This window comes from Rheinheimera tilapiae (assembly GCF_042432165.1).
Lineage (GTDB): Bacteria > Pseudomonadota > Gammaproteobacteria > Enterobacterales > Alteromonadaceae > Pararheinheimera > Pararheinheimera tilapiae.
On record NZ_JBHLXP010000005.1, the window covers coordinates 46,620 to 73,424 of the forward strand.

The 26,805-nt window shown below is 52.9% G+C and carries 23 protein-coding genes; 8 read left to right on the plus strand and 15 right to left on the minus strand.

All coding sequences use genetic code 11. The features are described from left to right. Nucleotides 1-61 precede the first annotated feature (61 nt). The 5 genes from ACFFJP_RS16505 to sdhC all read right to left on the minus strand — a co-directional run bounded on the left by ACFFJP_RS16505 (nt 62) and on the right by sdhC (nt 6,345). Nucleotides 62-2,866 carry a 2-oxoglutarate dehydrogenase E1 component gene (locus ACFFJP_RS16505; protein ID WP_377246651.1) on the minus strand — a complete coding sequence of 935 codons (2,805 nt, stop codon included), beginning with the start codon at nt 2,864-2,866 and terminating at the stop codon, nt 62-64. A 216-nt stretch (nt 2,867-3,082) separates the two neighbouring features. Further along, a complete protein-coding gene (locus ACFFJP_RS16510; protein ID WP_377246654.1) occupies nt 3,083-3,802 on the minus strand; it encodes a succinate dehydrogenase iron-sulfur subunit in 720 nt (239 codons plus the stop codon). A gap of 12 nt (nt 3,803-3,814) precedes the next feature. Beyond that, the gene (gene sdhA, locus ACFFJP_RS16515; RefSeq protein WP_377246657.1) at nt 3,815-5,587 is read right to left on the minus strand and encodes a succinate dehydrogenase flavoprotein subunit; all 1,773 of its coding nucleotides are present in this window, start codon (nt 5,585-5,587) and stop codon (nt 3,815-3,817) included. After that, the gene (sdhD, locus tag ACFFJP_RS16520) at nt 5,588-5,935 is read right to left on the minus strand and encodes a succinate dehydrogenase, hydrophobic membrane anchor protein (protein ID WP_377246660.1); all 348 of its coding nucleotides are present in this window, start codon (nt 5,933-5,935) and stop codon (nt 5,588-5,590) included. Further along, nucleotides 5,926-6,345, minus strand: coding sequence for a succinate dehydrogenase, cytochrome b556 subunit (gene sdhC / locus ACFFJP_RS16525; protein WP_377246663.1), 420 nt, complete (start codon nt 6,343-6,345; stop codon nt 5,926-5,928). The genes sdhD and sdhC overlap by 10 nt, the downstream gene beginning before the upstream one ends. 326 nt (nt 6,346-6,671) lie before the next feature. Between sdhC and ACFFJP_RS16530 the strand changes: the two genes are divergently transcribed. From ACFFJP_RS16530 to ACFFJP_RS16540, 3 genes are all read left to right on the plus strand, one after another. Continuing rightward, nucleotides 6,672-7,961, plus strand: a complete 1,290-nt coding sequence (locus tag ACFFJP_RS16530) for a citrate synthase (RefSeq protein WP_377246666.1) — start codon at nt 6,672-6,674, stop codon at nt 7,959-7,961. Nucleotides 7,962-8,129: 168 nt separating this feature from the next. After that, nucleotides 8,130-9,335: an aminotransferase class V-fold PLP-dependent enzyme gene (locus ACFFJP_RS16535; RefSeq protein WP_377246669.1), complete on the plus strand. Its 1,206-nt coding sequence runs from the start codon at nt 8,130-8,132 to the stop codon at nt 9,333-9,335. After that, nucleotides 9,335-9,748, plus strand: a complete 414-nt coding sequence (locus tag ACFFJP_RS16540) for a SufE family protein (protein WP_377246672.1) — start codon at nt 9,335-9,337, stop codon at nt 9,746-9,748. The genes ACFFJP_RS16535 and ACFFJP_RS16540 overlap by 1 nt, the downstream gene beginning before the upstream one ends. On the opposite strand, the gene tcdA is transcribed toward ACFFJP_RS16540, so the two are convergent. From tcdA to ACFFJP_RS16575, 7 genes are read right to left on the minus strand one after another with little or no spacing between them, the layout of a single operon-like run. Next, on the minus strand, nt 9,743-10,573 hold the full coding sequence (tcdA, locus tag ACFFJP_RS16545; RefSeq protein ID WP_377246675.1) for a tRNA cyclic N6-threonylcarbamoyladenosine(37) synthase TcdA: 831 nt from the start codon (nt 10,571-10,573) through the stop codon (nt 9,743-9,745). The two genes, ACFFJP_RS16540 and tcdA, sit on opposite strands and share 6 nt — an antisense overlap. A gap of 2 nt (nt 10,574-10,575) precedes the next feature. Next, nucleotides 10,576-11,355 (minus strand): TIGR01621 family pseudouridine synthase, encoded by a 780-nt coding sequence (locus ACFFJP_RS16550; RefSeq protein ID WP_377246678.1) that lies wholly within the window; start codon nt 11,353-11,355, stop codon nt 10,576-10,578. Further along, entirely contained in the window at nt 11,352-12,107 is a 756-nt protein-coding gene (kdsB, locus tag ACFFJP_RS16555) for a 3-deoxy-manno-octulosonate cytidylyltransferase (protein ID WP_377246681.1), read from the minus strand. Before kdsB ends, ACFFJP_RS16550 begins: the two co-directional genes overlap by 4 nt. Beyond that, a complete protein-coding gene (locus ACFFJP_RS16560) occupies nt 12,095-12,292 on the minus strand; it encodes a Trm112 family protein (protein ID WP_377246684.1) in 198 nt (65 codons plus the stop codon). The genes kdsB and ACFFJP_RS16560 overlap by 13 nt, the downstream gene beginning before the upstream one ends. Nucleotides 12,293-12,325: 33 nt before the next feature. Then, nucleotides 12,326-13,306 carry a tetraacyldisaccharide 4'-kinase gene (gene lpxK, locus ACFFJP_RS16565; RefSeq protein WP_377246687.1) on the minus strand — a complete coding sequence of 327 codons (981 nt, stop codon included), beginning with the start codon at nt 13,304-13,306 and terminating at the stop codon, nt 12,326-12,328. Further along, nucleotides 13,303-15,054, minus strand: coding sequence for a lipid A export permease/ATP-binding protein MsbA (gene msbA / locus ACFFJP_RS16570; RefSeq protein ID WP_377246690.1), 1,752 nt, complete (start codon nt 15,052-15,054; stop codon nt 13,303-13,305). The genes lpxK and msbA overlap by 4 nt, the downstream gene beginning before the upstream one ends. A gap of 35 nt (nt 15,055-15,089) precedes the next feature. Continuing rightward, nucleotides 15,090-17,378, minus strand: coding sequence for a DNA internalization-related competence protein ComEC/Rec2 (locus tag ACFFJP_RS16575; RefSeq protein WP_377246693.1), 2,289 nt, complete (start codon nt 17,376-17,378; stop codon nt 15,090-15,092). A gap of 25 nt (nt 17,379-17,403) precedes the next feature. Between ACFFJP_RS16575 and ACFFJP_RS16580 the strand changes: the two genes are divergently transcribed. Together ACFFJP_RS16580 and ACFFJP_RS16585 are read left to right on the plus strand one after the other, a co-directional pair. After that, nucleotides 17,404-17,928, plus strand: a complete 525-nt coding sequence (locus tag ACFFJP_RS16580; protein ID WP_377246696.1) for a DUF2062 domain-containing protein — start codon at nt 17,404-17,406, stop codon at nt 17,926-17,928. Then, nucleotides 17,928-18,461, plus strand: coding sequence for a DUF2062 domain-containing protein (locus tag ACFFJP_RS16585; RefSeq protein WP_377246699.1), 534 nt, complete (start codon nt 17,928-17,930; stop codon nt 18,459-18,461). The genes ACFFJP_RS16580 and ACFFJP_RS16585 overlap by 1 nt, the downstream gene beginning before the upstream one ends. Before the next feature lie 10 nt (nt 18,462-18,471). Here ACFFJP_RS16585 and ACFFJP_RS16590 read toward each other — a convergent pair whose 3' ends face one another. From ACFFJP_RS16590 to ACFFJP_RS16600, 3 genes are read right to left on the minus strand one after another with little or no spacing between them, the layout of a single operon-like run. Further along, the gene (locus tag ACFFJP_RS16590; RefSeq protein WP_377246702.1) at nt 18,472-19,710 is read right to left on the minus strand and encodes a lipoprotein-releasing ABC transporter permease subunit; all 1,239 of its coding nucleotides are present in this window, start codon (nt 19,708-19,710) and stop codon (nt 18,472-18,474) included. Beyond that, nucleotides 19,703-20,380 (minus strand): lipoprotein-releasing ABC transporter ATP-binding protein LolD, encoded by a 678-nt coding sequence (gene lolD, locus ACFFJP_RS16595; protein WP_377246705.1) that lies wholly within the window; start codon nt 20,378-20,380, stop codon nt 19,703-19,705. Before lolD ends, ACFFJP_RS16590 begins: the two co-directional genes overlap by 8 nt. Before the next feature lie 18 nt (nt 20,381-20,398). Then, the gene (locus tag ACFFJP_RS16600) at nt 20,399-21,589 is read right to left on the minus strand and encodes a lipoprotein-releasing ABC transporter permease subunit (RefSeq protein WP_377246708.1); all 1,191 of its coding nucleotides are present in this window, start codon (nt 21,587-21,589) and stop codon (nt 20,399-20,401) included. A gap of 85 nt (nt 21,590-21,674) precedes the next feature. Here ACFFJP_RS16600 and ACFFJP_RS16605 point away from each other — a divergent pair, with 85 nt between their 5' ends. Genes ACFFJP_RS16605 through mfd form a run of 3 tightly spaced genes read left to right on the plus strand, consistent with a single transcriptional unit; the run spans nt 21,675 to nt 26,805 of the window. Beyond that, on the plus strand, nt 21,675-22,271 hold the full coding sequence (locus tag ACFFJP_RS16605; protein ID WP_377246711.1) for a PilZ domain-containing protein: 597 nt from the start codon (nt 21,675-21,677) through the stop codon (nt 22,269-22,271). Nucleotides 22,272-22,273: 2 nt separating this feature from the next. Continuing rightward, entirely contained in the window at nt 22,274-23,341 is a 1,068-nt protein-coding gene (locus ACFFJP_RS16610; protein ID WP_377246714.1) for an agmatine deiminase family protein, read from the plus strand. Continuing rightward, nucleotides 23,341-26,805: a transcription-repair coupling factor gene (gene mfd, locus ACFFJP_RS16615; RefSeq protein WP_377246717.1), complete on the plus strand. Its 3,465-nt coding sequence runs from the start codon at nt 23,341-23,343 to the stop codon at nt 26,803-26,805. The genes ACFFJP_RS16610 and mfd overlap by 1 nt, the downstream gene beginning before the upstream one ends.

Consider the following 26,805-nt stretch of genomic DNA (forward strand, 5'->3'; position numbering starts at 1 on the left):
AGTGCAGACAACTGCACTGACCCGAAAAAATAAGCCCGAAGCAGATGCTCCGGGACTGTGTTTATGCCAGTGTTAACGCAGCGTTGATTAAAGCCTGCTGCTGTTTGTTATGCACTGACAGATAACCGACTGCCGGCGATGACGAAGCATCCCGTCCGGCATAAGTCAGTTTGGCACCAGTCGGGATCGCAGCCCAGAAGTTGTGCTGGCTGCAATACCAGGCGCCCTGATTCTGTGGTTCTTCCTGACACCAGACAAAATCTTTCACGTGCTGGTACTGCGCCAGCACGGCGGCCATTTCGTCCTGCGGGAACGGATACAACTGTTCCACCCGCACAATGGCAATCGATTTGATATCGCGTTTACGGCGCTCTTCCAGCAGGTCGTAATAAACCTTGCCGCTACAGAACACGACGCGGCTGACATCTGCCGGATTCAGCGCATCCACTTCACCGATGACGTTGTGGAACTGACCAGAGGCCAGCTCTTCCAGCGTCGAAGTAGCAAGCGGATGACGCAGTAAAGACTTCGGCGACATCACAATCAACGGACGACGCACTGGACGAACCATCTGACGGCGGATCATGGCGTAGACCTGTGCCGGCGTCGTTGGTACCACTACTTGCATATTGTGATCAGCACACAGCTGTAAGAAACGTTCCAGACGAGCTGAAGAGTGCTCCGGGCCCTGACCTTCATAACCGTGTGGCAACAGCAGCGTCAGACCACAGAGACGGCCCCACTTCTGTTCACCTGAACTTAAGAACTGGTCGATGACAACCTGAGCGCCGTTGGCGAAGTCACCAAACTGGCCTTCCCAAATCACTAATGCACGTGGCTCAGTGGTGGCGTAACCGTATTCAAATGCCAACACCGCTTCTTCTGACAGCGCAGAATCGTATACCTGGAATGGACCTTGATCAGCTCCGAGGTTTTCCAGCGGTGTGTACACAGATGCATCGTTCTGGTTGTGCAATACGGCATGACGGTGGAAGAAAGTACCACGGCCTGAATCCTGACCGACGATCCGAATGCGCGAGCCAGTACCGGCAATTGACGCATAAGCCAGAATTTCAGCAAAACCCCAGTCGATTTTTTTCTCGCCTTTGAGCATCAATGCACGGTCTTCATAGACCTTGCCGACCTGACGTTGCAATACATGCTCAGCCGGCACTTTGATCGCTTTTTCACCCCAGGCAATTAAATCGGCAACGGACATACTGGCGTCATAAGAGGTCGTCCACTCGTGGCCAAGATACGGTGTCCAGTCAACGGCAACTTCCGTCATCTGGCGCCATTCTTCCACCACGCATTCGCCTTTATCGAGCGCGTTGCGATAGCCATCGATCATGGCCTGCACTTCGTCAGCACTGAACTGACCAGCTTTGATCAGCTTGTCAGCGTACAGCTCACGCGGTGTCGGGTGTTTTTTGATTTTCTGGTACATCAGCGGCTGCGTCGCATTCGGCTCGTCCGCTTCGTTGTGACCATTACGACGGTAACAAACCAGGTCAATGACCACATCGCGTTTAAAGGTGTTGCGGTAATCTACGGCCAGCTGGGCAACAAACACCACTGCTTCCGGATCATCACCGTTGACGTGGAAAATCGGCGCCTGCACCATTTTGGCGATATCGGTACAGTATTCGGTAGAACGGGTATCTTCCGGGTTTGACGTGGTGAAACCGACCTGGTTGTTAATCACCAGACGAATTGTGCCACCGACTTTAAAGGCGCGGGTCTGAGAAATGTTAAACGTTTCAGCTACTACACCCTGACCAGCAAAGGCCGAGTCACCATGAATAGTAATAGGCAGCGCCTGAGAACCATCAGTACAACCACGACGATCCAGACGGGCGCGTACTGAGCCCATCACCACCGGATTCACGATCTCGAGGTGTGACGGGTTAAACGCCAGCGCCAAGTGTACGTTGCCGCCTTTGGTGACGAAATCAGATGAGAAACCCATATGGTATTTCACGTCACCAGCACCAACGACTTCATATTTACCGGCGAATTCGTCAAACAATTTGCCCGGGTTTTTACCCAGCACGTTGACTAATGTATTCAAACGACCACGGTGTGCCATACCAATGACGCAGTCTTTCGCGCCTTGCTCGCCGGCGCGATGGATCATCGCCTTCAGCATTGGCACCATCGCATCACCACCTTCCAGGCCAAAACGTTTTGCACCTGGGAATTTAGCGGATAGATAACGTTCCAGACCGTCCGCAGCGACCAGACCGTTCAGGATCTGTGCTTTGGTGGCTTTGTCATAATTCGGCGTAGAACGCACGCCTTCCAGCCGTTGCTGGATCCAGCGTTTTTCGTCAGTCGAGACGATGTGCATATATTCAGCGCCGACTGAACCACAATAGGTGGTTTCCAGTGCCTGCACTAAATCACCGAGTTTCATCTGTTCACTGCCGGCCACAAAAGAGCCAACATTAAACTCAGTGTCAAAATCTGCCTGGCTTAAATCATGGTAGGACAATTCGAGATCCCGAACCCGTGGACGTTTCCACAGTTCGAGCGGGTCAAGTTTGGCATGTTGATGACCGCGGAAACGATACGCGTTGATCAGCTGCAGGACTTTAACCTGACGGCTGTCACCGCTGCCTTGGACGGCAGCGACTTCGCGATGTTTGTTTTTGGCGAGTTCAGCAAACTGTTGACGGATATCAGAGTGACGGGATTCCAGATCAACGCCGTCGATTTTAGGTAACTTCGCGAAAAACTCACGCCATTCGTCACCAACGCTGGTCGGTTCAGCTAAGTAGGATTCATAGAGCTCATCTACGTAGGCCATGTTGCCACCGCCAAGATGAGAAGACTCTAACCACGCCTTCATTACACCTTCGTGCATTTACGTTCCCTTATCTCGAAGCACCTGGAAAAAGTAGCAAAAAAATAATCAGGTTACAGGCTTTATGACTATTTTTTCCTGGGCACAGCCAGTCGCCAAAGCGGGCTGTATTTTATACTCACAGAAACAGCCCGCAAGCGGGCTGTCCGTATATTTTCTGCTTTTCCGTCATTTTGCTGAAAAAATAATCCAAAGCGCCGGATAACAGACGGGCGCTTACAGCGCCCGGTTTAACAGCATAGACTTAATCTGACCAATCGCTTTGGTTGGATTCAGGCCTTTTGGACATACGTTGACACAGTTCATGATACCGTGGCAGCGGAACACGCTGAACGCATCGTCTAAATCGTTCAGACGTTGCTCAGTTGCCGTATCGCGGCTGTCCGCCAGGAAACGGTAAGCGTGCAACAGACCTGCCGGGCCGATGAACTTGTCAGGATTCCACCAGAATGATGGGCAAGACGTTGAACAACAGGCACACAGAATACACTCATACAGGCCATCCAGCTTCTCGCGCTGTTCCGGCGACTGCAGGTATTCACCAGCTGGTGGCAGACCGTCATTGATCAGGTAAGGTTTCACCTTCTCATATTGGGTATAGAACTGCGACATATCAACCACCAGGTCACGCACAACTGGCAAACCTGGTAATGGACGAACCACAATTTTACCGCCTTTGCCTTTGCCTAAAGCAGACAATGGTGTGATACAGGCCAGACCGTTTTTACCGTTCATGTTCAGACCGTCAGAACCACACACACCTTCACGGCAGCTGCGACGGAATGACAGACTTGGATCCTGCTCTTTTAATTTCAGCAGCGCATCCAACACCATCATGTCACGGCCTTCCGGATTATCGAGGGTGTAATCCTGCATCCGTGGCGCCTGATCAACATCAGGATTGTAACGATAGACAGAGAATTCTAACTTCTTCATTCTGCAGCCCTCTTAGTACGTACGTGCTTTAGGCGGGAAAGCGTCACGGAACTTAGGTTCCATGTTCACTTTGCGCTTAAACATTGATTCAGTATCAGGCGTGTAGACGCTGTGGCATAACCAGTTTTCGTCATCACGATCCGGGAAGTCGAAACGGGCGTGCGCGCCACGGCTTTCGGTACGGTAATTCGCCGCAACAGCTGTCGAGAACGCAGTTTCCATCAGGTTGTCCAGTTCCAGACATTCAATACGCATAGTATTGAAATCAGAGCTCTTGTCATCCAGACGCGCATACTTCAGACGCTCACGGATCACTTTAAGCTGTTCCAGACCTTCGGCCATGGCCGCGCCTTCACGGAATACCGAGAAGTTCAGCTGCATGCATTGTTGCAGGTCTTTTTTGATTTGGACTGGGTCTTCACCCTGGCCTGGCTTCGTCGCTTCCCAACGTTGGGTCCGATCTAAAGCAGCCTGCAGATCCGAGTCAGACGCTGCACGGTATTCTGTGCTGGCAGCCAGTGCTTCACCGAGGTGTAAACCAGTTGCACGGCCAAATACCACTAAGTCTAACAGTGAGTTACCACCTAAGCGGTTGGCACCGTGTACAGACACACAAGCGATTTCACCACAGGCGAATAAGCCTGGCACCACGACTTCAGAGCCGTCGGCTTTTGGATGAATAACCTGACCATGTACGTTGGTTGGAATACCACCCATCATATAGTGACAGGTTGGGATCACCGGAATTGGCTCTTTCACCGGATCAACGTGTGCGAATGTTTTCGACAGTTCACAGACGCCCGGTAAACGGCTTTCTAAAACTTCGGCACCTAAGTGGTCCAGTTTCAGCTTGATATGCGGGCCCCATGGACCATCACAACCACGACCTTCACGGATCTCAGTCATCATCGAACGGGCTACCACGTCACGACCAGCAAGGTCTTTGGCGTTTGGCGCGTAACGTTCCATGAAACGTTCACCGTTTTTGTTTAATAAGTAACCACCTTCACCGCGGCAACCTTCGGTCACCAACGTGCCGGCACCAGCGATGCCTGTCGGGTGGAACTGCCACATTTCCATATCCTGCAGCGGTACACCGGCGCGCAGCGCCATACCAACACCGTCACCGGTATTGATGTGCGCGTTGGTGGTAGAGGCGAAAATCCGGCCTGCACCGCCAGTCGCCAGTACTACAGCGCGCGATTTGAAGTAAACAATTTCACCGGTTTCAATTTCAATGGCGGTACAACCAACCACAGCGCCGTCCTGGTTTTTCACCAGATCCAGGGCGTACCATTCAGAGAACACTTGTGTTTTGTTTTTGACGTTTTGCTGGTACAGCAGGTGCAGTAAGGCATGACCGGTACGGTCCGCTGCGGCTGCAGTACGGGCGGCTTGCTCGCCACCAAAATTTTTCGACTGACCACCAAACGGGCGCTGATAAACACGGCCGTTCTCAAAGCGAGAGAATGGTAAACCCATGTTTTCCAGTTCAGTAATGGCTTCAGGGCCGGTTTTACACATATATTCGATAGCGTCCTGGTCACCGATATAGTCGGAACCTTTCACGGTATCAAACATGTGCCATTCCCAGTTGTCCGGGTGTGAGTTACCCAGAGCTACTGTAATACCGCCTTGCGCAGACACAGTGTGAGAACGGGTTGGGAATACTTTCGATAACAAGGCACAAGTCAGGCCTGATTCAGTGATTTGCAGTGCGGCACGCATACCTGCACCACCTGCGCCGATCACAACGGCATCAAATTCGCGAACTGGAATATTCAATTAAACACCCCACAGAACAAAGAGGCCAACAGCCACATAACCAAATGCCAGCGTCGTCAGGAAAAATTGCAGAATTGCACGCAGCGCAGCAGATTTGACGTAGTCAGTCAGGACCTGCCACAAACCGATTTTGGTGTGTACCGCGATACAGACCAGTGCCAGCAATGTGAACGCTTTAACTAACAGATTGGAAAATAACGCTTTCCAGTTGTCGTAAGTCACTTCAGGCGTGATCAGGAAAAAACCGAGAATAAACAACGTATATAACGTCAGGATAATCGCTGTTGCGCGCAGAGACACATAATCCTGCACACCGTCGCGTTTTAAAGATGCTTGATTCAGAACCATAACCAGACTCCAGCTAATACTGCAACAACCAGCCACAGGCCAATGGCCGCTTTGGCGCTGGCGTTACCAGACTCTAATTCTTCCCAGTGGCCCATATCCATAATCAGGTGACGGATACCGCCAATGATGTGGTAGGACAATACCGTCAGTGTGCCCCACGCGATGAATTTAGCGATGAACGATGTCATCACTTCTTTCACTGCGGCGAAGCCTTCAGGTGAAGATAACGAGGCGGCCCAGGCCCAGATCACGAACACTAAAGCGAAGAACATGGCAACGCCGGTGACACGATGCAGGATAGAGGCTTTTGCCGTAGGAGGCATGGATATAGTGGATAGATCGAGATTTACAGGTCTTTGCTTTTTCACAGTTTCTTGCCTATGAATGCCCTTTGCGGGCTTTGTTGTCATTATCGTTGCTGCATAAACAGTCAACACCCAACGGATATACAGGCCTTAGCACAAAGTGGTTCAGCCCTTTATTTATCTATCTATCGGTGAACTGATTTCGAACCCGCGACAGTATATATTTCACAACCTCGGATTACAATTTATGTTTATTTTTACTGAAGAAATTCTGCATTCGTTACAGTAACGATTCGCACAGTGAACACAATACGACTAGAGTCGAATACTTATTAACCGCAAGCGCATTAAAATTGACTTTGGTGCCCTGATTACGGGTAGAATAAGAATTCGCTACAGATTTAAACCAATAACAACACAGGAGAAATCCAATGGCCGATAAAAAAGCTGTCGTGCACATCGAAGGTCTGGCGCCATTTGAGTTGCCTATCTACGCCGGCACTGCGGGTACTGATGTGATCGACGTTCGTGCTTTGGGTCAACAAGGTTATTTCACATTTGACCCCGGTTTTATGTCGACTGGCTCTTGTGAATCAAAAATCACTTATATCGATGGCGACAATGGGGTGTTATTGCACCGCGGTTACCCGATTGAACAGTTGGCCGTTGAATCTGATTACCTCGAAACCTGTTATCTGTTACTCGAAGGCGAACTGCCTTCAGCCGAACAATACAAACAATTCCGCCATGTGATCACACGCCACACGATGGTGCATGAGAAACTGGCGTCGTTCTTCCAGGGTTTCCGGGTTGACGCACACCCAATGGCGATGCTGTGTGGTGTAGTCGGTGCGATGTCGTCGTTCTACCACTCAGACTTAAACGTCAACGACCCAGAGCAACGTAAACGCTCTGCGCACCGCCTGATTGCCAAGCTGCCGACTATTGCAGCCATGGCTTACAAATACACCATCGGTCAGCCATTCGTATACCCACGTAACGAACTGAGCTACGCCGAAAACTTCCTGCACATGATGTTCTCTGTGCCGGCAGAAGAATACAAAGTCAGTCCAATTGTCGCCAAAGCGATGGACCGTATTTTCATGCTGCATGCAGACCATGAACAAAACGCATCGACTTCAACAGTGCGTCTGGCAGGCTCTTCCGGTGCAAACCCTTATGCCTGTATCGCTGCTGGTATTGCCTCACTGTGGGGCCCGGCACATGGCGGCGCCAACGAAGCTTGTCTGGTGATGCTGCAGGAAATCGGCTCTGTTGCCCGTATTCCTGAATTTGTGGCCCGTGCCAAAGACAAAAACGACTCTTTCCGCCTGATGGGCTTTGGTCACCGCGTTTACAAAAACTTTGACCCTCGTGCCAAAGTCATGCGCGATACCTGCCACGAAGTGTTAAAAGAGCTGAACATTAAAGATCCTCTGCTGGATGTAGCGATGGAACTGGAGCGTATTGCGCTGTCAGACCCGTACTTCATCGAGAAGAAACTGTACCCGAACGTCGATTTCTACTCAGGCATCATCCTGAAAGCCATTGGTATTCCAACCAGCATGTTCACCGTGATTTTCGCGATGTCACGGACTGTTGGCTGGATCTCCCACTGGGACGAAATGCTGTCAGACAAAGGCCACAAGATTGGCCGTCCACGTCAGCTGTACACCGGTTACACCCAACGCGATTACGTCAGTAAATCAACGCGTAACTGAGTTTACTCAGCGGAAAAAAGCGCCTGATGGCGCTTTTTTTATTTGCACGAACCGCATCCGGGCTCACTTGGGTTGATAGCCTGGTCAAAACACGGCAAAATCGCGCGCTGCTAGTGCAGGTACTGGTGCTGGTGCTGTCGCAAGTTTCAATCTATAGGGTGCTTTCGGATGTTAACTGCTGCTGATTTTCGCGGACAATTCCCGTTTTTTACCGCGCATCCGGACTGGGTCTATCTGGATAATGCCGCCACCGCGCACAAACCACAGACAGTGATCGAACGTGAACTGGCGTTTTATCAGCATCAGAATAGCAATGTGCACCGCGCGGCACATGGCTTGGCCCACGAGGCCACCCGCGCTTTTGAACAGGCGCGCAGCACTGTGCACCAATTTCTCAATCCAGCCGCAGACAGTCAGCTGATTTGGACCGCCGGGACTACTGCAGGCTTCAACCAACTGGCATTTGGCCTGATGGGGACTCTGCTGCAACCCGGTGACCGTATCTTACTGACAGCCCTTGAACATCACGCCAATATAGTTCCCTGGCAATTCCATTGTGAGCGCTATGGTATCCAGATTGACGTGGTGCCACTTGATAGCGAAAACCGGCTTGACCTTGTGGCTTTTCACCAACTGCTTGAGCACAAACCCAAAGTGGTCAGCATCAGTCATGTCAGCAATGGCCTGGGCCATATACAGCCAATCCGGCAACTGGTCGCAGCAGCGAAAGCGGTCGGTGCACTGACGATTATCGATGGCGCGCAGGGCATTAGCGCCGGTCCGCTTGATTTGGCGGCGATTGATTGTGATTTCTACCTGTTTTCTGGCCATAAACTCTATGCCCCAACCGGTATTGGTGCTTTGTATGGCAAAACGGCCGCACTGCAGCTGTTGCGTCCACTGATGTACGGCGGCGAGATGATTAAACAGGTTAGTTTCACCGGTACTGTACTGAACGATTTACCCTACCGGTTAGAAGCAGGCACACCGAATATTGCCGGCGCTTTGGGGCTGGCTGCGGCCGTCGAATTTCTGCAACGCTTTGATCCGGAGGTATTGCAGCAGCACAAACAACAGCTGCTGCAGCGCTTACATCAGGGTTGTGCCCAGATCCCCGGCCTGCAACTACTATCGGGCCTCGAAGACAATGCCGGCATCGTCAGTCTGGTACTACCGGGCGAACATCCATCCGATTTGGCCACTTTGCTCGATCAGCAAAAAATCGCCGTACGCGCCGGAACCCATTGCGCGATGCCGCTTTATGCCGCGTTACAGCAACCCGGCGCAGTGCGCCTGTCTTTGGCGCCGTACAACAATATCGCTGAGGTTGATGCCGCAATCGCCGCACTGGCGCAAGCTGTGGAGTTATTTTAATGCAGCAGCAAATTGATTTTATCTCCGCTCAACAGGCTATTTTTGCCGAAGTCGCTCAACAGCGCGACTGGCAGCAAAAATACCGGCAGTTGATGCAACTGGGTAAAGCCCTGCCGCCGCTGGCGGATGCGCTTAAACGCGACGAATTGCTGGTAACAGGTTGTGAATCGGCCGCCTGGCTCTGTCATCAGCAGCAGGACGGCCAGCATTATTGGGGCTTTGACAGTGACGCACGCATTATCAAAGGCGTGATCACTGCCCTGCTGAGTCAGCTAAACGGCCTAAATGCAGATGAACTCAAAGCAATTGATATCCATGCGCTTTATCAGCAGCTCGGGCTGGCGCAAGGCTTGTCGCCGTCACGAAGTAACGGCGTAGCGGCGGTGCTGTTGCGGATCCAACAAGCGTTATAAATCGGCCGGCGTTTGACTAGCAGTCGCTTGCGCTTTGCTGTCAGCCTCGGCTTTATCAGCGAGTTTTTTCAGCACCCGGCCGGCGGCAACAAAAGCAAAAGTCCCGGTGACGACCGTCACGGCACCAAAACCACCACTGCAATCCAGCCGCATCGCGCCATCAGAGGCTTGTTTAGCCTGGCAGACAGTGCCGTCCGGCTTGGGATAACGTAGCTGCTCGGTGGAGTAAACCGCATCAATGCCAAACCGGCGCTTCGGTGTACGGCTGTAGTTGTAATCACGGCGCAAGTTATTGCGCACCTTAGCCAGCAGCGGGTCGTTGATGGTTTGACTTAAGTCGGTCAGTTGCACTTGCGTCGGATCGAGTTGTCCACCGGCACCGCCAATGGTGACCAGTGGAATTTTATTGCGTTTACAATGCGCGATCAGGCTGGTTTTGGCTTTGATTGAATCAATACAATCCACCACATAGCTAAATTCAGGCTTCATCAGCGTAAACAGATTGTCGGCGGCGACAAAATCTTCGACCTGATGCACCTGACAATCCGGATTGATATCGCGAATGCGTGCCGCCATCACTGCAACTTTGTCCTGCCCGACCGTGCTTTTCAGCGCATGAATTTGCCGATTGGTATTACTGATACAGACATCGTCCAAATCAATCAGCGTCAGTGTACCAATGCCGGAACGCGCCAACGCTTCTGCGACCCAGCTACCAACCCCGCCAATGCCGACGACACAAACATGCGCGTTGCCAAAAGCTTCTAAGGCTGCGGCACCATATAACCGGCCAATGCCGGCAAATCTTAATTGATAATCAGACATATTCAGCAATCGTTATCTTGTTCGATGCCGCTTAACGACGGCAGCATTTTTAGGAGCGGAAATGCCAGCGTCCAGGGCTGAGCCCAGGCCGTGGTAAGTTTTTGCTGCACGGCGCTACTGGTGAACCAGCCACCTTGCGTCGGTGGACAGACAAACTGATATTGCTCGCCCTGCCAGTCAAACGCCAATGCATAAGCATGCAAATAAACCCGATCTGCCGGCGCGCCCTGATACAGCGCATCGCCAGCGATCGCCGCACCCTGTGATTTCAGTGCCACGCGCAGCTGATGGGTTTTACCGCTATAAGGTTTTAATAAAATCAGCCGGGCGCCTTCAGGCAATTCAGTCGCGGGCCCGTCAAAACCAGCAGACAGAAAATAGGTTAGCGCCGGATTATGCAGCGTGCTCGTCAGTTTATAAGCACCACGTCGCGCCGGTTGCATGTCGCCTTTGACCCAGCCCTGTTTTTGCTTGGGTTTACTCAGCGACAACGCCAGATAAAATTTGCTGATTAAACGCGCGCTAAACATCTCGGTAAAACCCGCGGCGGCCTGCGGTGAGGTTGCCAATAACAACAAACCTGAGGTCACTTTATCCAAGCGGTGTACCGCATAGAGTTTTTGCCCGAGCGCAGCTTCAACCGCAACAACAAGGCCGGGTCCATCTTCAGAATGAAAACTGACCCCAGCGGCTTTATCCACTAAGACAAAATCTGCATGGCGAAACAACAAGCGAAAAGAAGCCTGCTCATCAATAACACCTGCCGGCATCAGATCGGTCATGCGCCCGCCGCAAGTGCAACGGCGCGGGCTTTTTCTAAATCCGCCGGCGTATCAACACCCAGTGCCGGTACTTCCAGTGCGGTATCGACATGAATGGCTTCACCTTGCCATAACACGCGCAGCTGTTCTAAGCATTCAATTTGTTCCAGTTCGGATACCGGCCAACTGACGTAATCGCGGATAAAACCAGCGCGATAAGCATAAATACCAATATGACGGCGATAGATCCGGGCAAATTCGGCCGTAAATGCGCCATCGCGGTCAAATGGCACCGTCGCACGACTGAAATACAGTGCATAACCAGCCTGGTCGCAGACCACTTTGACGACATTGGGATTAATGACATCGTCCTGATGCGCCAGTGGCACTGCTAATGTCGCCATCCGGGCTTTGTGCTGCCCCGCCAGATTCAACGCGACCTGCGCGATAATGGCCGGCGGAATAAACGGCTCGTCGCCCTGTACATTGACCACGACCTGTTCAGCAGTCAGTCCGAGACGCTCGACTACTTCGGCCAGCCGCTCAGTACCGGAATTATGTGCGGCAGATGTCATCACCACTTCGGCGCCAAAGGCTTGTGCCGCTGCTTCAACCCGCGAATCGTCTGTGGCGACTACCACCCGGCTGGCGCCGCTTAGCACTGCCTGCTCCCAGACGCGCTGGATCATGCTTTTACCGGCGATATCGGCCAGCGGTTTACCTGGCAAGCGGCTACTGGCGTAACGCGCCGGGATCACAACTACGAACGCCATTGTTCTGCCTCATCTGCGCTCAGTTCAGTCGATTCTGTCGCCAGCAACACCGGAATATCCTGTTTGACCGGATACGACAGCCGGTCAAAAGTACAGATCAGGCGCTGCTGCTCTTTATCCAGCTTTAGGCGGCCTTTACACAATGGACAGGCGATGATGTCCAGTAACGCAATATTAAATGCCATCAGAACTCCCTGCGACAGCCAACGGCTGCCGGATTATTTCAGCGCCTTCACACGCTCGATGATGAATGTTTCTACTTCGCTCGGCAGTACCGCCTGCACCGGTAAACTGTACCAACCCGATTTGGCAAATGACCGGCACTTCACCGCATCTTTTTCCGTCATCAGCAGCGGTGTCGGGATCTCTGCCAAATCACCTTCGGTAAATGGATGGTGATCAGCAAACCAGTGTGTACCGGCAATGCGATATCCCAACTGCTGTACGGTATGCAAAAACCGCTGTGGATTACCGATGCCGCTGACCAGCTGCACTGCGATTTCCGGCGCTAGGAGCGGGTTATTGGTAAGCAGAGGCTGTGGCGTCGAGGCCTGCAGCATAAAGCTACCATGGCTGTATTGCGCCAGCGGACTCTCTTTCAAGTCGCCATTACTGAGCACAACATCGGCCTTTACCAAACGCCAGCGTCCTTCACGCAACGGCCCGGCCGGCAATAACAAACCATTGCCAAGGCCACGGCTGGCGTCAATCAGCACAATTTCTAAATCACGTTTGAGCCCATAGTGCTGCAAACCATCATCACAAATGATGATGTCACAATCGGTATTCGCCAGCAGAAACTGCCCGCCCTGCACCCGATCGGGAAAAATCACCACCGGGCAACCGGAGCGCTGTGCCAACAACACTGGTTCGTCACCACTTTCAGACGGTGAATCATCAGGTTTTACCAGACGCGGCGCAGTTAACTTCACACCATAACCACGGCTGATAATGCCAGGACGCCAGCCGTTGGCTTGCAACATCTGACATAACCGGAGCGTCACCGGCGTTTTACCGGTACCACCGACACTGATATTGCCAACCACAATGACAGGCACCGGCAAACGATGACTGGCTTTTAAGCCGCAACGAAACGCCAGCCGCCGTATCCCACTCAGGCCCGCAAACAGCGCGCTGAGTGGCAATAACAGCCAGCTCCAGCCAAATTTTTGATACCAGCTGCGCTCCAGTGCGTTCACGCAGGATCGCCAAATTGCATTTTATACAAACTGGCGTAATAACCATTTTGTGCCAACAGGCTTTGGTGCGTGCCACATTCAACAATGCGGCCCTGATCCATTACCAGAATTAAATCGGCGTTTTCGATGGTTGATAAGCGATGCGCGATAACGATATTGGTGCGGTTTTTCAGCAGCTCATCCAACGCGCCCTGAATTTTGCGCTCCGATTCGGTATCCAGTGCGGACGTCGCTTCATCCAGCACCAACAGCGGCGACTGACGGAGTAATGCGCGGGCGATGGCGATGCGCTGGCGCTGGCCGCCGGATAAGGTCACGCCGTTTTCACCAATTTCGGTATCGAGGCCAAGCGGTAACTGGCTGGCGAACTCCAGCACATGGGCTTTTTCCGCCACCAACTCAAGTTGGGCGCGGCTTAATTCACCTTCAAAACCATAAGCGATGTTGTTGGCAATAGTGTCATTGAACAACACCACTTGCTGCGACACTACCGCAATTTGCTTGCGAAGACTGGCCAAAGTGCAGTCGCGAATATTGTGGCCATCGATCAATATTTCGCCGTCTTCCACTTCATAAAACCGCGGTAACAGACTGGAAATAGTGGTTTTGCCACTGCCGGAGCGGCCAACCAGCGCGACCGTCTGGCCTGCCTTTACGCTGAAATTGATATCCTGCAGCACCTGCTTGTCATGGCCCGGATAACGGAAATTCAGGCCCTTGACTTCAATATTGCCCTGCACACGGTTCAGTTCAGTGCTGCCGGTATCTTGTTCCGGCTGTTCATCCAGCACTTTAAACACTGCCGCAGCCGCTGCCATGCCTTTTTGGAAATCACTGTTCACTGTCGTCAGCTGTTTCAGTGGTTTTAACAGCAGCATCATCGACGTCAAAATGGCGGTGAATTTACCCGGTGTCAGCGTTTCCAGCATTTCCGGGAAGCTGGCCAGATAAATCACAAATGCCAGTGCACAAGAAGCAATCGTCTGGATCAGCGACACGCTGATCGCGCGGGTCGATTCGAGCTTGACGTCTAAATGCCGGTTGCGGTTATTGATGTCGCTAAAACGCTGATCTTCAATCGCCTGACCGCCAAAGGATAAAATCACTTTGTGACCATTCAGCATTTGCTCTGAACTGGAGGTAACATCACCCATCGCACCTTGCATCCGGTTACTGATCAGGCGAAAACGTTTGGATACCAGTGACACAATCACCGCAATCAATGGGGCGATCAGCAGGAAAATCGCCGATAACTGCCAGCTTTTGCTAAACATCACGATCAGCAGGCCAAGTACAAAGGCGCCCTCGTGGATCAGCACCACTAACGCTTTACTGGAGGCTTGTTTGATTTGTTCGGCGTCATAAGTAATTTTAGAAATCAGTTCGCCGGTGGAGTGTTTGTCGTGAAAACTGACCGGTAAACGCATCATCTGGCGAAACAGCTGCTGGCGTAAGTCTTTAACAATATGCGTCCCAGCCCAGCTCAGGCAGTAACTGGAGATAAAGTTAAACACACCGCGTATTGCAAACAGCAGTACCACGACAATAGGTGCCCAGAAGAAGTAGTTTTGATCTTTTTCGGTGATGCCGCGGTCGATAAAGGTTTCAAACTCGTTAATAAAATATACGTCGATCGCCGCGTAGCCGATCATGCCAAGAATGGCCAGGATAAAACCGCCACGATACGGTTTGGAGTAGCGCATCAGTCGCCGAAAGGTCGACACTGAGCCCTGTTGCTGAACTGTCAAAATTGCTTTCCTGTCAAAGACAAAACCCGTCTATTCTACTCGTTTGCGACAACAGTTTCAGCATCAGTGACGGAATTTTCCAGCCAGCGCGCGAAACGCCGCGGCCGAAACAGTTGATAACGCACTGTGGTGTCACTCAAATCGAGCCGGATATAGCCGCTGTCGGCGGTATTCAATAGCGGAATTTGCAATAGACTTAAGCGTGCACGAGTTTCTGGTGCCGGGTGACCAAACTGATTCTGATAACCACTGCTGACCAACGCCAGCTTCGGTTGTAATGCCTGCAAAAACCTCAGACTACTGGCTGTTTTACTGCCGTGATGGCCGAGCACCAGTACATCGACTGGGCCGGTGCTGGCTGCGAGTGCGTCCTCACGCGCGCCGATATCGCCAGGCAGTAATACGCGGTGATGACCCGTGTCCAGCAACAGCGCACAAGAATCTTCATTGGCCGGCTCCGGCCGGTAACTGCCGGCGCGGATCGCCTGCAAGCGCACGCCACGCCATTGCTTTGGCAGGTCAGTGCAATGAAAACGCGGCGCCAGCCGGCGAATATCACTGACCAGCTGCGCGCTGGGATAACGCGCCCGCAATGTTGGCCAGTCGCCGCTATGGTCGCTGTCGTCGTGGCTGATCAGCACATAGTCAAGCTGGCGGATGCCCTGATAACGCAAAAACGGCAACAGCACCTGGCGGGTCGCACTGACAGGACCGTAAGCCGGCCCTAAATCAATCACCAGTGCCGCGTCGCCTTGTTGCAGGACTGCCGCGCTACCCTGACCGACGTCCAGTATGTGTAACTGCAACGGGGCATCCGACACATCATGCGCAGTGTCGGATAGCAGTATCGGCAGCGAAATCGGCAACCATAAGGCCGCTGCCGCCAGCTGCCAACGACCTCGGCAACACCAGAACAATAACAGAGCGGGCAACAGCAACAACGCGTTTTGCCACGGCAGTGCCGGTAAACTCCACCAGCCATCCGCTTGCCCGGCCCAGTCTAACAGCCATAACAGCGGCCAATAAAGCGCATCGAGTAGCTGCCAGCACCAGGGCGCAACACTAAAGCCAAGACACATGATGCCAAACAACAGCAATAGCAGCGGGATACCAAGTATTGTCATCAGTGGCAATACCAGCAGATTGACCCAGAGCGCAAACGGCGCGATACCCTGAAATAGCAACAAACCAATAGGTAACAACAACAAACTGAAGCCACACTGGAAAAGCAAAAAACGCCTCAACAGTGCAGGAATACCGGGTTGTTGCGGATGCTGCCATTCCAATAATGCCAGCACGGCAAGCGCCGCCGCCGACAGCCAAAAGCTGAAACTGAGCAGTAAAAACGGCCACAGCAATAACAAGCAGGCACTGACCAGCCAACTGAATTGCCAGATTGACGCGCGATGCCACAACAAGCGCAGCAGCACCACGACAGATAGTGTCAGCACCGCCCGCAGCGTAGGCACGGCAAACCCGGCCAAAGCGGCATAAAACCAGGCCGCACCAAGCGCGAGGCTCCACAACGACAGGCTGCGCCACGGCTCTCGCAAGCCGAGCTGTGCCAGCAGCGGTTTGAACATTAAACACAACGCAAATAACAACGCGATGTGCATGCCAGAAATGGACAATAGATGCGCCAAGCCAGCGTGTTGCACGCCCTGCCACAGCTCTGCCGAAAACGGCCGCTCGCCGATGGTCAATGCCAGCCACAGCGGATACGCGGCATATTGCAGGCAGCAGTCGGCAAATTGATCGGCCAGTTGCTGACGCACAGAGGGGGTGTCTTGCAATAAACGGGCACCGGTTGCAGACGATACCGTCGCCACCGCCAAAACACCGTCGACCAGCGCATTGGCTTCACGCCATGGACTGCCGGGATTGGCAAGCCCCCGTACGGGTTTGATCAGCACCGGTAAACGCCAGTGCTGACCAGCTTTGATGGCGGGTAGTATTTCTCCGGCATTTGCGTACCAGCGCAGCTCCAGCCTGCCGCCGGCGCCAATTTGCTGTTTTTCTGCGCAGTCGTCACTCAACTGCAAGATAAAACGGCTACTTTCGACAAATTGGCGCGGCAGACTGACCACTTGTCCGCAAACTTCTGTGCTATGCTCGGCCACAATCTGCTGTACCGATTGCATCTGCCAGGCAAATTGCAATGACAGGCTCAACAGGTAAGCGAGCGCACCGCAATACAATGCCGTGTGCCGCCAGCACAAAAGTGCAGCACAGAATAAAATGGCCAGCGGGATCACCGGCGGTAATTGCTCCAGCCACAACGCCAACATTGCCGCGGCCAGCACACCAAAGCTAAAACGTTCCATGTTTCAATTTGGTTAATGAGTTGTAATGGCTAAGAACTTTATTAAAAAATACCTGCCAGATCCAGATCTGATCAGAAATCATAAATCGATGCAGATCTTCGGTAAATTTCTGCATGACGGTAATTTATGGCATCTGCACCGCCGCTCGGCGCGTGGGGCTTTTGCCGCAGGCCTGTTCGCGGCATTGATGCCGATGCCAGGCCAGACGGTACTTGCCGCCGCGCTTGCGATTATTTTCCGTTGTAATATCCCCATCGCAGTCGCGTTATGCTGGCTGACCAACCCTTTCACCATGGCACCAATTTTTTACATTTGCTACAACATTGGCACCTGGGTACTCGGCATGCCGCCGCTAAATGTCGAGTTTCACGCCACTTTTGAATGGCTGGTGGCGAGTATCGATTCGGTCGGCAAACCCTTTTTGGTTGGCAGTATTATTTTTGCCGCTTTTGTCTCAACAGCAGCTTGGTTTTTGATTGACTGGTGCTGGATCATTGCCGTGCGTCGTGCTTGGCGTAAACGTGCTGAACATCACAAAAAAGCTGACTGATGCCAACACCTCCCCGGCGTTTCTGGCAACTGCCCGATGCTCAAAGCCTGCAGCAACAAGCCTGGTTACAAAAATTTGGCCCCCGCCTGCATACTCCCGCCTTGTGGCGGCTACGTCGTCGCTCGCTGCAACGCGCTTGCCTAATCGGGATCTTTTGTGCCTGGCTACCGTTGCCCATCCAAATGCTTTTAGCCGGCGCTTTGGCAGTGCGATTTCAGGCACATTTGCCGCTGACGCTCGGTTTGGTCTGGCTGAACAACCCGCTAACGTTACCATTGTTGATTGTGGCTGGTTATCAGGCTGGTGTGGTGATCCTACAGCAGAGCGCGCAACCATTCGTGTTTGAAGCCAGCTGGCAGTGGTTTGCCAGTTCGCTGCAGCAGGTCGGATTACCGCTGTTATTGGGTTCTGTGGTATTGGGGATAGTCAGCGCACTGCTAAGCTGGCCGTTGTCGACGTGGATTTGGCGTTATCGCGTAAAGCGCCGTCGTGCCGCACAGCAGCTTGAACGGCGCGCACGCCACAACATCTAGTACGATCGGTTTAATACTGCCCCAGCACCTGAGCCGGCTCTACTTTTGCTGCGCGCCGCGCCGGGTAAATAGTTGCCAGCAAACTCAGTAACAAGGCCACTGTGACGGTTAACACCACATCCGGCCACTGAATTTGCGACGGCAGTGTGTCGATAAAATAAATGGTCGGATCTAACAGACTGCGGCCGAGTAAGCCGGACACCAGGCCAAACAAGTTCTCGATTTGCCAAGCCAGCAACAGCCCCACCGCCGCGCCCCACAGCGTACCTTTGATGCCGTTTAACCAGCCAAGCCAGACAAAAGCTTTTACCAATACGCCAGGCGCCGTGCCCATCGTTAGCATAATGGCGATATCGGCTTCTTTTTCCCGCACGGCCATGACCAGCGTCGCGACGATATTAAAACAGGCCACGCTAATCACCAGTGCCAGTACCAGATACAAAATACTGCGTACCATCTGGATATCCTGATACAGGTGGCCTTGCGTACGGAACCAATCCAGCATATAGACATAGTCGGTCGCCTGATTGCCCAGCTCCCGCGCCACATTGCCGGCCTGAAAAATATCCTGAATTTTAAAAGCAAAGCCCTGCACAGTAGCTGCCGGCATTTTCAGCCAGTCATTTAAAGCATCAAGTTGCACCCAGATCTGCTGATAGTCGAGCTGACCGCCGATCCCGACAATAGCGATGACTTCCAGCAGCACATTCTTCTGGCCGGCTAAATCGCCTTGTTCAGTCAGTTCGGGTAGCATCAGCTGGACCTGATCGCCGACTTTTACCCCAAGTTCCTGCGCCACGCCCTGGCCTAAAATGACCTGTTGCGCGGTAGGTTCGGTTAATGCACCGCTTTGAACAAAGCGGTCAAGCTGGCTGATGTTACTTTCATAAGCCAAATCGATGCCGCGCACCGCAATGGCTTTGACTTTGCCCTGTGCGCGCAATAGCCCATCGGTACGGATATAAGGCGCTGCGGCGACTACTCCGGGCTGCATGCTCAGTTGTTGCAACTTCGCCGGCCAGTTGGCAATAGGTTTATCCACCGCCTGCAGTTCAACGTGCGGGATCACGTTTAACAGTTTTTGCTCGAGTGCCTGCTCAAAGCCATTCATCACGGACAACGCCAGGATCAGAATGGCCACACCTAAACCGATGCCCCAAGTGGAGGATGCCGCAATAAAGCGGATAAAAGCGCTGCTGGAACGGGTGTGGCGATAACGCTGCGCCAGCTGCCAGGACAGGCTAGCCATGCAGCTCTCCTAACTTGCCGTCACGCATGTAAAGCTGGCGGTCGAGCTTGGCAGCAAGATCCGGATCATGTGTCACGACAATAAAACTGGTGCCTAAATCGCGGTTTAATTCGCGCATTAGCTGGTAAATGCTCTCGGCAGTTTGGTGGTCCAGATTACCGGTTGGTTCATCGGCCAGGATCAGCGAAGGTTCCCCCACCACAGCACGGGCAATGGCTACGCGCTGGCGTTCACCACCACTGAGTTCAGAGGGTCTATGCGTCAGACGATGCCCAAGCCCAACCCGCTCTAACATCATCCGGGCTTTTTTCAGCGCATCAGCTTGGGACATACCGCGGATCAACAGCGGCATCGCGACGTTTTCTTCAGCAGTAAAATCCATCAGCAAATGATGAAACTGATAGATAAACCCAAGCTGCTGATTACGTAGCTGGGATTTTTGTGTCGGGTTTAGCGCAGAAATTTTCTGACCGGCAAGGATGAGCTCCCCGCTGTCGGCCTGGTCCAGTGTACCAAGAATATGCAATAAGGTACTTTTACCAGAACCGGAACTGCCGACAATCGCCACCATCTGGCCGGCCGGTACCTGCAAATTGATATGATGCAAAACCGGTGTGACATGAGTGCCATCGCGGTAGCTTTTACAGATATTTTCACAGCGTAACATCATGATTTTGCCTGTTTTATATTATTCGTCGCGCAGCACTGCTGCCGGCTCTACCTGGACCGCACGCCAGGCCGGATAAATCACCGCCAAGGCAGTTAACAACACCGCTGACAGCATAATCAGCAGCACATCAGTCCACTGTAAAATCACCGGCAGCGCCATGCCCGGCACTAGCTGTAATCCGAGCAACGCCAGCAAGTCATTTAAACCCAGCGTCAGTAACACACCCGCTACCGCACCGGTGACGGCACCGGTGATACCATGGCTCATGCCCTGCGCGGCAAACACATAAAACAGCTGACGATTAGTCATGCCCTGAGTTTTTAGAATGGCGACTTCGCGTTGTTTTTCCGTCACCATCATCACCAGCGCGGAGACGATGTTAAAGGCGGCGACCGCTACAATCAGCAATAACATCAGCCACATCATGGCTTTTTCCATCGCTACCGCTGAAAACAGTTTGCCATGGCTTTGCCGCCAGTCGGTGACCTGACTGACACCTTCAAGCTGACCGATATCGCTTTGTAACTGTGGCGCTAAAAACGCATCGTTTAAGCCGATACGCCAGGCGGTTTCTTTGTTGCCGGTGAGTTTTTGCAAATCTTGCAGGCGGAGTAGCACCACGACTTTATCCACTTCAGAGCCGGTATCAAAAATGCCGGCCACGGTAAAGTTGCGCTGGCGTGGCATCCAACCGAGCGGCGTGTAGCTGCCGCCGGTCGGTAAAATAAGCCGGATTTGCTGGCCTAGTTGCACCCGCAGTTTGTCAGCGAGGCCACTACCGAGCACCACCTGATAGCGACTGGCGGCGAAGTCTTGCCAATCGCCCTGCTGCAACGACTGTTGTAAAAACTGCGGCAACACACTGACATCAACGCCCTGTAGCATGGCGCCAGTTAAATCTTTACTGGATTGAACCAGCGCTTCACTTTGCAAAAAAGGACTGATTTGTGCGATGGCCGGAAACTGTTGCTGCAGCCGCGCAGGCAATGTCACATCGCTACTATGGACAATTAAATGCGGGATCACACCCAGAATGCGCTTTTTCAGTTCACCTTCAAAACCATTCATCACCGAACTGACCACAGTCAATGCCAGTACACCGAGAAAAATCCCGGCCACTGAAAACAAGGTAATAAAAGACAGGAAGGCATTACCTTTACGGCTCTGGCTGTAACGTAACCCTATGAATATCGAAACCGGAACTTGCATCCTTTTCTCAGGACTTCAGCCATGCAAAGTGATAAAGTAGCGGAATCATAGAGATAAACGGGGGCGCTTACAAGCGCGGTGCAGCATGGAACCATCACAACTGAACCTGTTGAAAGACCAATACAACGATTATTTCATTATTGAACATGATATCCGCATCAACGTAAAACCCTTCAACGACGAAGAACCGGACGACCACGGTTTTGAGCGACTGATCCCGGAGCCTTTTTTGATGGCCGGCGAGCAGGTGATGCTGGAGCAGTCCGCGTTAAAGTCGCTAAATCGGCTTGGTGATTTGGCGGAAGAGCTCGCTGTTTATTTGCGCATTCAGGCGCGCAAAATTGACAGCATGATGCGTTATATCCTGCTGATGCAGGACGATCCGCAACATCGCTGCTTCAGCCACAGTTACGGCGGCTCTGCGCTGTGTTTTGACCATGAAACTGCTTTTGCTGAAGGTCAACTTCTGGAAGTCAAAATGTTTCTCGAACATAACGATGGCGCAGTATTCACCCTGGTCCGAGTCATTGGCGTAGAACCAGTCGGTGACAAATTCCGCATCCGCTCTACTTATACCAGATTACGTGATCAGGACCGAGAACTGATCGTTCGAGCCAGTCTGCACCAGCAATCACGCCAGTTAAAACGTAAAGCTGAACAGCGCATGAGCCAAGGGTCGTAATAGTGTTGTCAGGGTTTCGTTTACCGCCGGAATGGGCGCCACAGGATGCGGTGCTACTGACCTGGCCACACGCAGGCACCGATTGGGCCGATGACCTTGACGCTGTAGAACTGGTATTTGTTCAGCTCGCCGCTACTATTTTGCGTTATCAGGCGCTGGTCGTGCTGTGTCATGACGCACCGCTACGTGACCGCCTGAAAACGCTGTTTGCCAGCCAGACAGCAGCATTGCACCCGCTGTATTTTGCGTTAATCCCAAATAACGATAGCTGGGCGCGTGACCATGGCCCCATTACGGTGCTGGATAACACTGACGAACCGGTCTGGCTAAATTTCTGTTTTACCGGTTGGGGCGATAAATATAGCGCGACGCTCGATAATCAAATCAATGACCGCTTGTTCGGTGCGCCATTTATTGCGGTCAGAAAGATAGAACGGTTGGATCTGGTGCTTGAAGGCGGTGCCATTGACAGTGACGGCCGCGGCACTTTATTGGTGACTAAACGCTGTCTGCTGCACCCGAACCGCAACCCGGGCTTGAGCCAGAGCGAACTGACCGCACGGCTCAACGAATTGTTTGGCCTGCAGCAAATTATCTGGTTGGATCACGGCGCATTGGCCGGCGATGACACAGACGGTCATATCGATATGCTGGCACGTTTTACACCAAACGGCGCCATTGTGTATCAAGCCTGTGATGATAAGGCAGATCACCATTTTGCTGAGTTACAGTCGATGGCGCAGCAGTTAGCTCGGTGTTGCGATGCGCAAGGCCAACCTTATCCGTTGCTCGCCCTGCCCTGGCCATCCGCCAAGTTCAGCCCTGACGGCACTCGACTGCCGGCCAGTTACGCCAATTTTCTGATCATCAATGGCGCGGTACTCGTACCTCAATACGCAGACGAGGCGGACGCCCGCGCCCGTGCAGTGATCGGTCAGGCCTTTGCTGGCTACGACATCATCGGCATTCCTTGCCTGCCGCTTATCCGCCAGCGCGGTAGTTTGCATTGTGTCAGCATGCAACTGCCCCGTGGCGTTCTTCAGACTTTTGTCCAAGGGATCACGCATTAATGGCTTTGTTGACACTGCCTCAGATCAAACATGACACCGACCAGCTGGGCTGGGGCAATTTAGCCGGCGCCGCGCTGCCACTGGCCCTCAGTGAACTGGTGCGGACCGAACCGGCGTTATACCTGTTGATAGTACCAGATACGCCAACTGCACTGCGGTTAGAGCAGGAACTGGCGGTCTTTTTGGGTGACAGCGTGCCGCTGTATAGTTTCCCGGATTGGGAAACACTGCCTTATGACCAGTTCTCGCCGCATCAGGATATTATTTCACAGCGCCTGCGCACCTTGTATCAGCTGCCCGCTGTGACACATGGTCTGGTACTGGTGCCGGTCAGCACCTTAATGCTGCGATTAAGTGCGCCTGAGCATCTGCAACAACAAAGTTTGTTGCTTAAAAAAGGTCAGCGGCTGGATCTCGGCAGTCTGCGCCAGCAACTGGTGCAAGCCGGTTATCGTGCGGTTGAGCAGGTGATGCAGCACGGTGAGTTTTCGGTGCGCGGTTCTTTATTAGATCTGTATCCAATGGGCAGCCCGCTGCCGTACCGAATTGATTTTTTTGACGATGAAATCGACGGCCTGCGTACCTTTGACCCGGATAATCAGCGTACTGTGGCGCAGGTCAATCAAATAGAGTTGTTACCGGCGCACGAATTCCCGCTGGATAAAACTGCGATTGAACGGTTTCGCAGTCGTTACCGCGAACGTTTTCAGCAACGCAACGAAAAAGAATCGTTGTATCAGCAAGTCAGCAGCGGTGCTTTACCCGCCGGCATTGAATATTACCTGCCACTTTTTGCCGAAAGTACCGGTTCATTGTTTTCCTATCTGCCGGCCGCCACCCGTTTGCTGGCGCTAGGCGAGCTGGAAGCCAGCGCTCAGCGCTTCTGGCAGGACGTGCAGAACCGCTACCAGGACCGTGCTATTGACTTATTGCGGCCTATTTTGCCGCCGCAAGAATTGTATTTCACCGTCGATGAATTATTTGGCCTGCAGAAAAAATACAGCCGTATTCGCTTGTCGCGCGCTGAACTGCCGAACAAAGCCGGTGTACAAAATGCGCCTGCACTCGCCCTACCCGACTTAACCGTCAACCATCAGCTGGCGGAGCCACTAACGGCACTGCGGCAATATCTGACCGTGATTAAACAGCAGCAAGGCCGGGTGATCTTTCTGGTGGAATCGGAAGGACGCCGTGAAAGTTTGCTGCAATTACTGCATAAAAGCGGCATCCGCCTTAGTCAGTACAGCGATGTCCACACCGTGCTCAGCGCCGATGTCGATGTAGCTATTGCCGTCGGCGCGCTGGAACAAGGCGTGCAGCTTAACCTGCCATCACCGCTCGCGCTGATCAGTGAAAACGAGCTATTTGGCCTGAAAGTCAGCCAGCGCCGGCGGCGTAAACACAGCCAGCAGATCTCCAGCGAAACCATTATTCGCAGCCTGGCGGAATTATCGATTGGCCAGCCGATTGTGCATCTGCAACATGGCGTGGGGCGTTACCTTGGCTTGCAGGTGCTGGAAGCAGCCGGCATCGTCGCCGAGTTTGTCGCCATTGAATACGCCGGCGGCAGTAAGTTATATGTGCCGGTGTCGGCACTGCATTTACTCAGCCGCTATTCCGGCACAGAACCAGAACATGCGCCGCTGCATAAACTCGGCCATGACGCCTGGGACAAAGCGCGGCGTAAAGCGGCAGAAAAAGTGCGGGACGTCGCGGCAGAATTGCTTGATGTCTACGCTTTGCGCGCCAGTCAGAAAGGCTATGGTTTTAAAATTAATGCTGAATCCTATCAGCGCTTTGCCGACGGCTTTCCGTTTGAGGAAACTGCCGATCAGCTTGATGCGATTAATGCGGTACTGAGCGATATGCAAACGCCGCGGGCAATGGACCGGCTGGTCTGTGGTGATGTTGGTTTTGGTAAAACTGAAGTGGCCATGCGCGCTGCGTTTGTCGCAGTGGATGATGGCCATCAGGTAGCGATTCTGGTACCAACTACTTTGCTGGCGCAGCAACATTTTGAAAACTTCCGTGACCGCTTTGCCAACTGGCCGGTCCGGGTTGAAGTGTTGTCGCGGTTTATCAGCGCCAAAGAGCAAAAAGCCATTTTGGCCGATGCCGAGGCGGGCAAAGTTGATATCCTGATCGGTACGCACAAACTGCTGCAGGATGACATTAAATTCCGTGACCTTGGGCTTTTGATCGTCGACGAGGAGCATCGGTTTGGCGTACGGCAAAAAGAGAAAATCAAGGCGCTCAGAGCCAATATCGACATCCTGACCTTAACCGCGACGCCAATTCCGCGCACACTGAATATGTCACTGTCCGGCATGCGGGATTTATCCATTATCGCAACGCCACCGGCGCGCCGTCTCGCGGTCAAAACCTTCGTGCGGGAATACGAAACTGGTCTGGTACGTGAAGCAGTGCTGCGCGAAATTTTGCGTGGTGGCCAGGTGTATTTCCTACACAACGACGTTGCCAGTATCGAAAAAACTGCCACTGAATTACAAACGCTGGTGCCGGAAGCCATAGTGGGCATCGCGCACGGACAGATGCCGGAACGTGAGTTGGAACGGGTGATGGCGGATTTTTATCATCAGCGCTTTAACCTGCTGTTGTGTTCGACCATTATTGAAACCGGTATCGACGTGCCGACCGCGAATACCATTATCATCAACCGCGCCGATAATTTTGGTCTGGCCCAGCTGCACCAGTTGCGTGGCCGTGTCGGCCGTTCGCACCATCAGGCCTACGCCTATTTGCTGACGCCACCACCAAAACGCTTAACGGTTGACGCGCAAAAACGGCTGGAGGCTATCTCGAGTCTGGAAGATCTAGGTGCAGGTTTTGCTTTAGCCAGCCACGATTTAGAGATCCGCGGTGCCGGTGAATTGCTCGGCGATGATCAGAGCGGTCAAATCGAGTCGGTCGGCTTTACGCTGTATATGGAAATGCTGGAAGAGGCAGTACAGGCACTGAAAGACGGCCGTGAGCCGAGCCTAGATATGATGCTGAGCCAGCAAACCGAGCTGGATCTGAAAATTCCGGCGCTTCTGCCGGAGAAATTTATTCCCGATGTCAGCCTGCGCTTGTCGTTTTACAAACGCCTCGCCAGCAGCAAAGATGCGCAGGAACTCGATGAAATTCAGGTTGAACTGATAGACCGATTCGGCTTGCTACCGGATGCAGCTAAACATCTGGTCGCGCTGACACAGGCGCGCCAGGTTGCGCAGCACTTAGGCATTCGGCGCATTGAGATGAATACCAAAGGCGGTCTGGTCGAGTTCGCGGAACGGACCAAAGTCGCTCCAGCGTATATCATCAGGCTGATCCAGACCCAATCGCGCATTTATAAACTCGAAGGCGGCCAAAAACTGCGCTTCAATATTGAAAGCCCCGGCAGCAGTGAGCGGCTGGCCTTGTTAAAAACTATGCTGGCCGATTTTCAGGCCAACAGTCAGTGA

What these genes read in the sequence shown, in the direction of transcription:
- ACFFJP_RS16505 (WP_377246651.1), bottom strand. Translation starts at nt 2,866, where the DNA reads ATGCACGAAGGTGTAATGAAGGCGTGGTTAGAGTCTTCTCATCTTGGC.
- ACFFJP_RS16585 (WP_377246699.1), top strand. Translation starts at nt 17,928, where the DNA reads ATGCCAACACCTCCCCGGCGTTTCTGGCAACTGCCCGATGCTCAAAGC.
- sdhC (WP_377246663.1), bottom strand. Translation starts at nt 6,345, where the DNA reads ATGACAACAAAGCCCGCAAAGGGCATTCATAGGCAAGAAACTGTGAAA.
- kdsB (WP_377246681.1), bottom strand. Translation starts at nt 12,107, where the DNA reads ATGGCGTTCGTAGTTGTGATCCCGGCGCGTTACGCCAGTAGCCGCTTG.
- ACFFJP_RS16560 (WP_377246684.1), bottom strand. Translation starts at nt 12,292, where the DNA reads ATGGCATTTAATATTGCGTTACTGGACATCATCGCCTGTCCATTGTGT.
- ACFFJP_RS16535 (WP_377246669.1), top strand. Translation starts at nt 8,130, where the DNA reads ATGTTAACTGCTGCTGATTTTCGCGGACAATTCCCGTTTTTTACCGCG.
- ACFFJP_RS16605 (WP_377246711.1), top strand. Translation starts at nt 21,675, where the DNA reads ATGGAACCATCACAACTGAACCTGTTGAAAGACCAATACAACGATTAT.
- sdhD (WP_377246660.1), bottom strand. Translation starts at nt 5,935, where the DNA reads ATGGTTCTGAATCAAGCATCTTTAAAACGCGACGGTGTGCAGGATTAT.
- tcdA (WP_377246675.1), bottom strand. Translation starts at nt 10,573, where the DNA reads ATGTCTGATTATCAATTAAGATTTGCCGGCATTGGCCGGTTATATGGT.
- ACFFJP_RS16540 (WP_377246672.1), top strand. Translation starts at nt 9,335, where the DNA reads ATGCAGCAGCAAATTGATTTTATCTCCGCTCAACAGGCTATTTTTGCC.
- ACFFJP_RS16530 (WP_377246666.1), top strand. Translation starts at nt 6,672, where the DNA reads ATGGCCGATAAAAAAGCTGTCGTGCACATCGAAGGTCTGGCGCCATTT.
- ACFFJP_RS16510 (WP_377246654.1), bottom strand. Translation starts at nt 3,802, where the DNA reads ATGAAGAAGTTAGAATTCTCTGTCTATCGTTACAATCCTGATGTTGAT.
- ACFFJP_RS16590 (WP_377246702.1), bottom strand. Translation starts at nt 19,710, where the DNA reads ATGGCTAGCCTGTCCTGGCAGCTGGCGCAGCGTTATCGCCACACCCGT.
- ACFFJP_RS16580 (WP_377246696.1), top strand. Translation starts at nt 17,404, where the DNA reads ATGGCTAAGAACTTTATTAAAAAATACCTGCCAGATCCAGATCTGATC.
- lolD (WP_377246705.1), bottom strand. Translation starts at nt 20,380, where the DNA reads ATGATGTTACGCTGTGAAAATATCTGTAAAAGCTACCGCGATGGCACT.
- ACFFJP_RS16600 (WP_377246708.1), bottom strand. Translation starts at nt 21,589, where the DNA reads ATGCAAGTTCCGGTTTCGATATTCATAGGGTTACGTTACAGCCAGAGC.
- ACFFJP_RS16550 (WP_377246678.1), bottom strand. Translation starts at nt 11,355, where the DNA reads ATGACCGATCTGATGCCGGCAGGTGTTATTGATGAGCAGGCTTCTTTT.
- ACFFJP_RS16575 (WP_377246693.1), bottom strand. Translation starts at nt 17,378, where the DNA reads ATGGAACGTTTTAGCTTTGGTGTGCTGGCCGCGGCAATGTTGGCGTTG.
- mfd (WP_377246717.1), top strand. Translation starts at nt 23,341, where the DNA reads ATGGCTTTGTTGACACTGCCTCAGATCAAACATGACACCGACCAGCTG.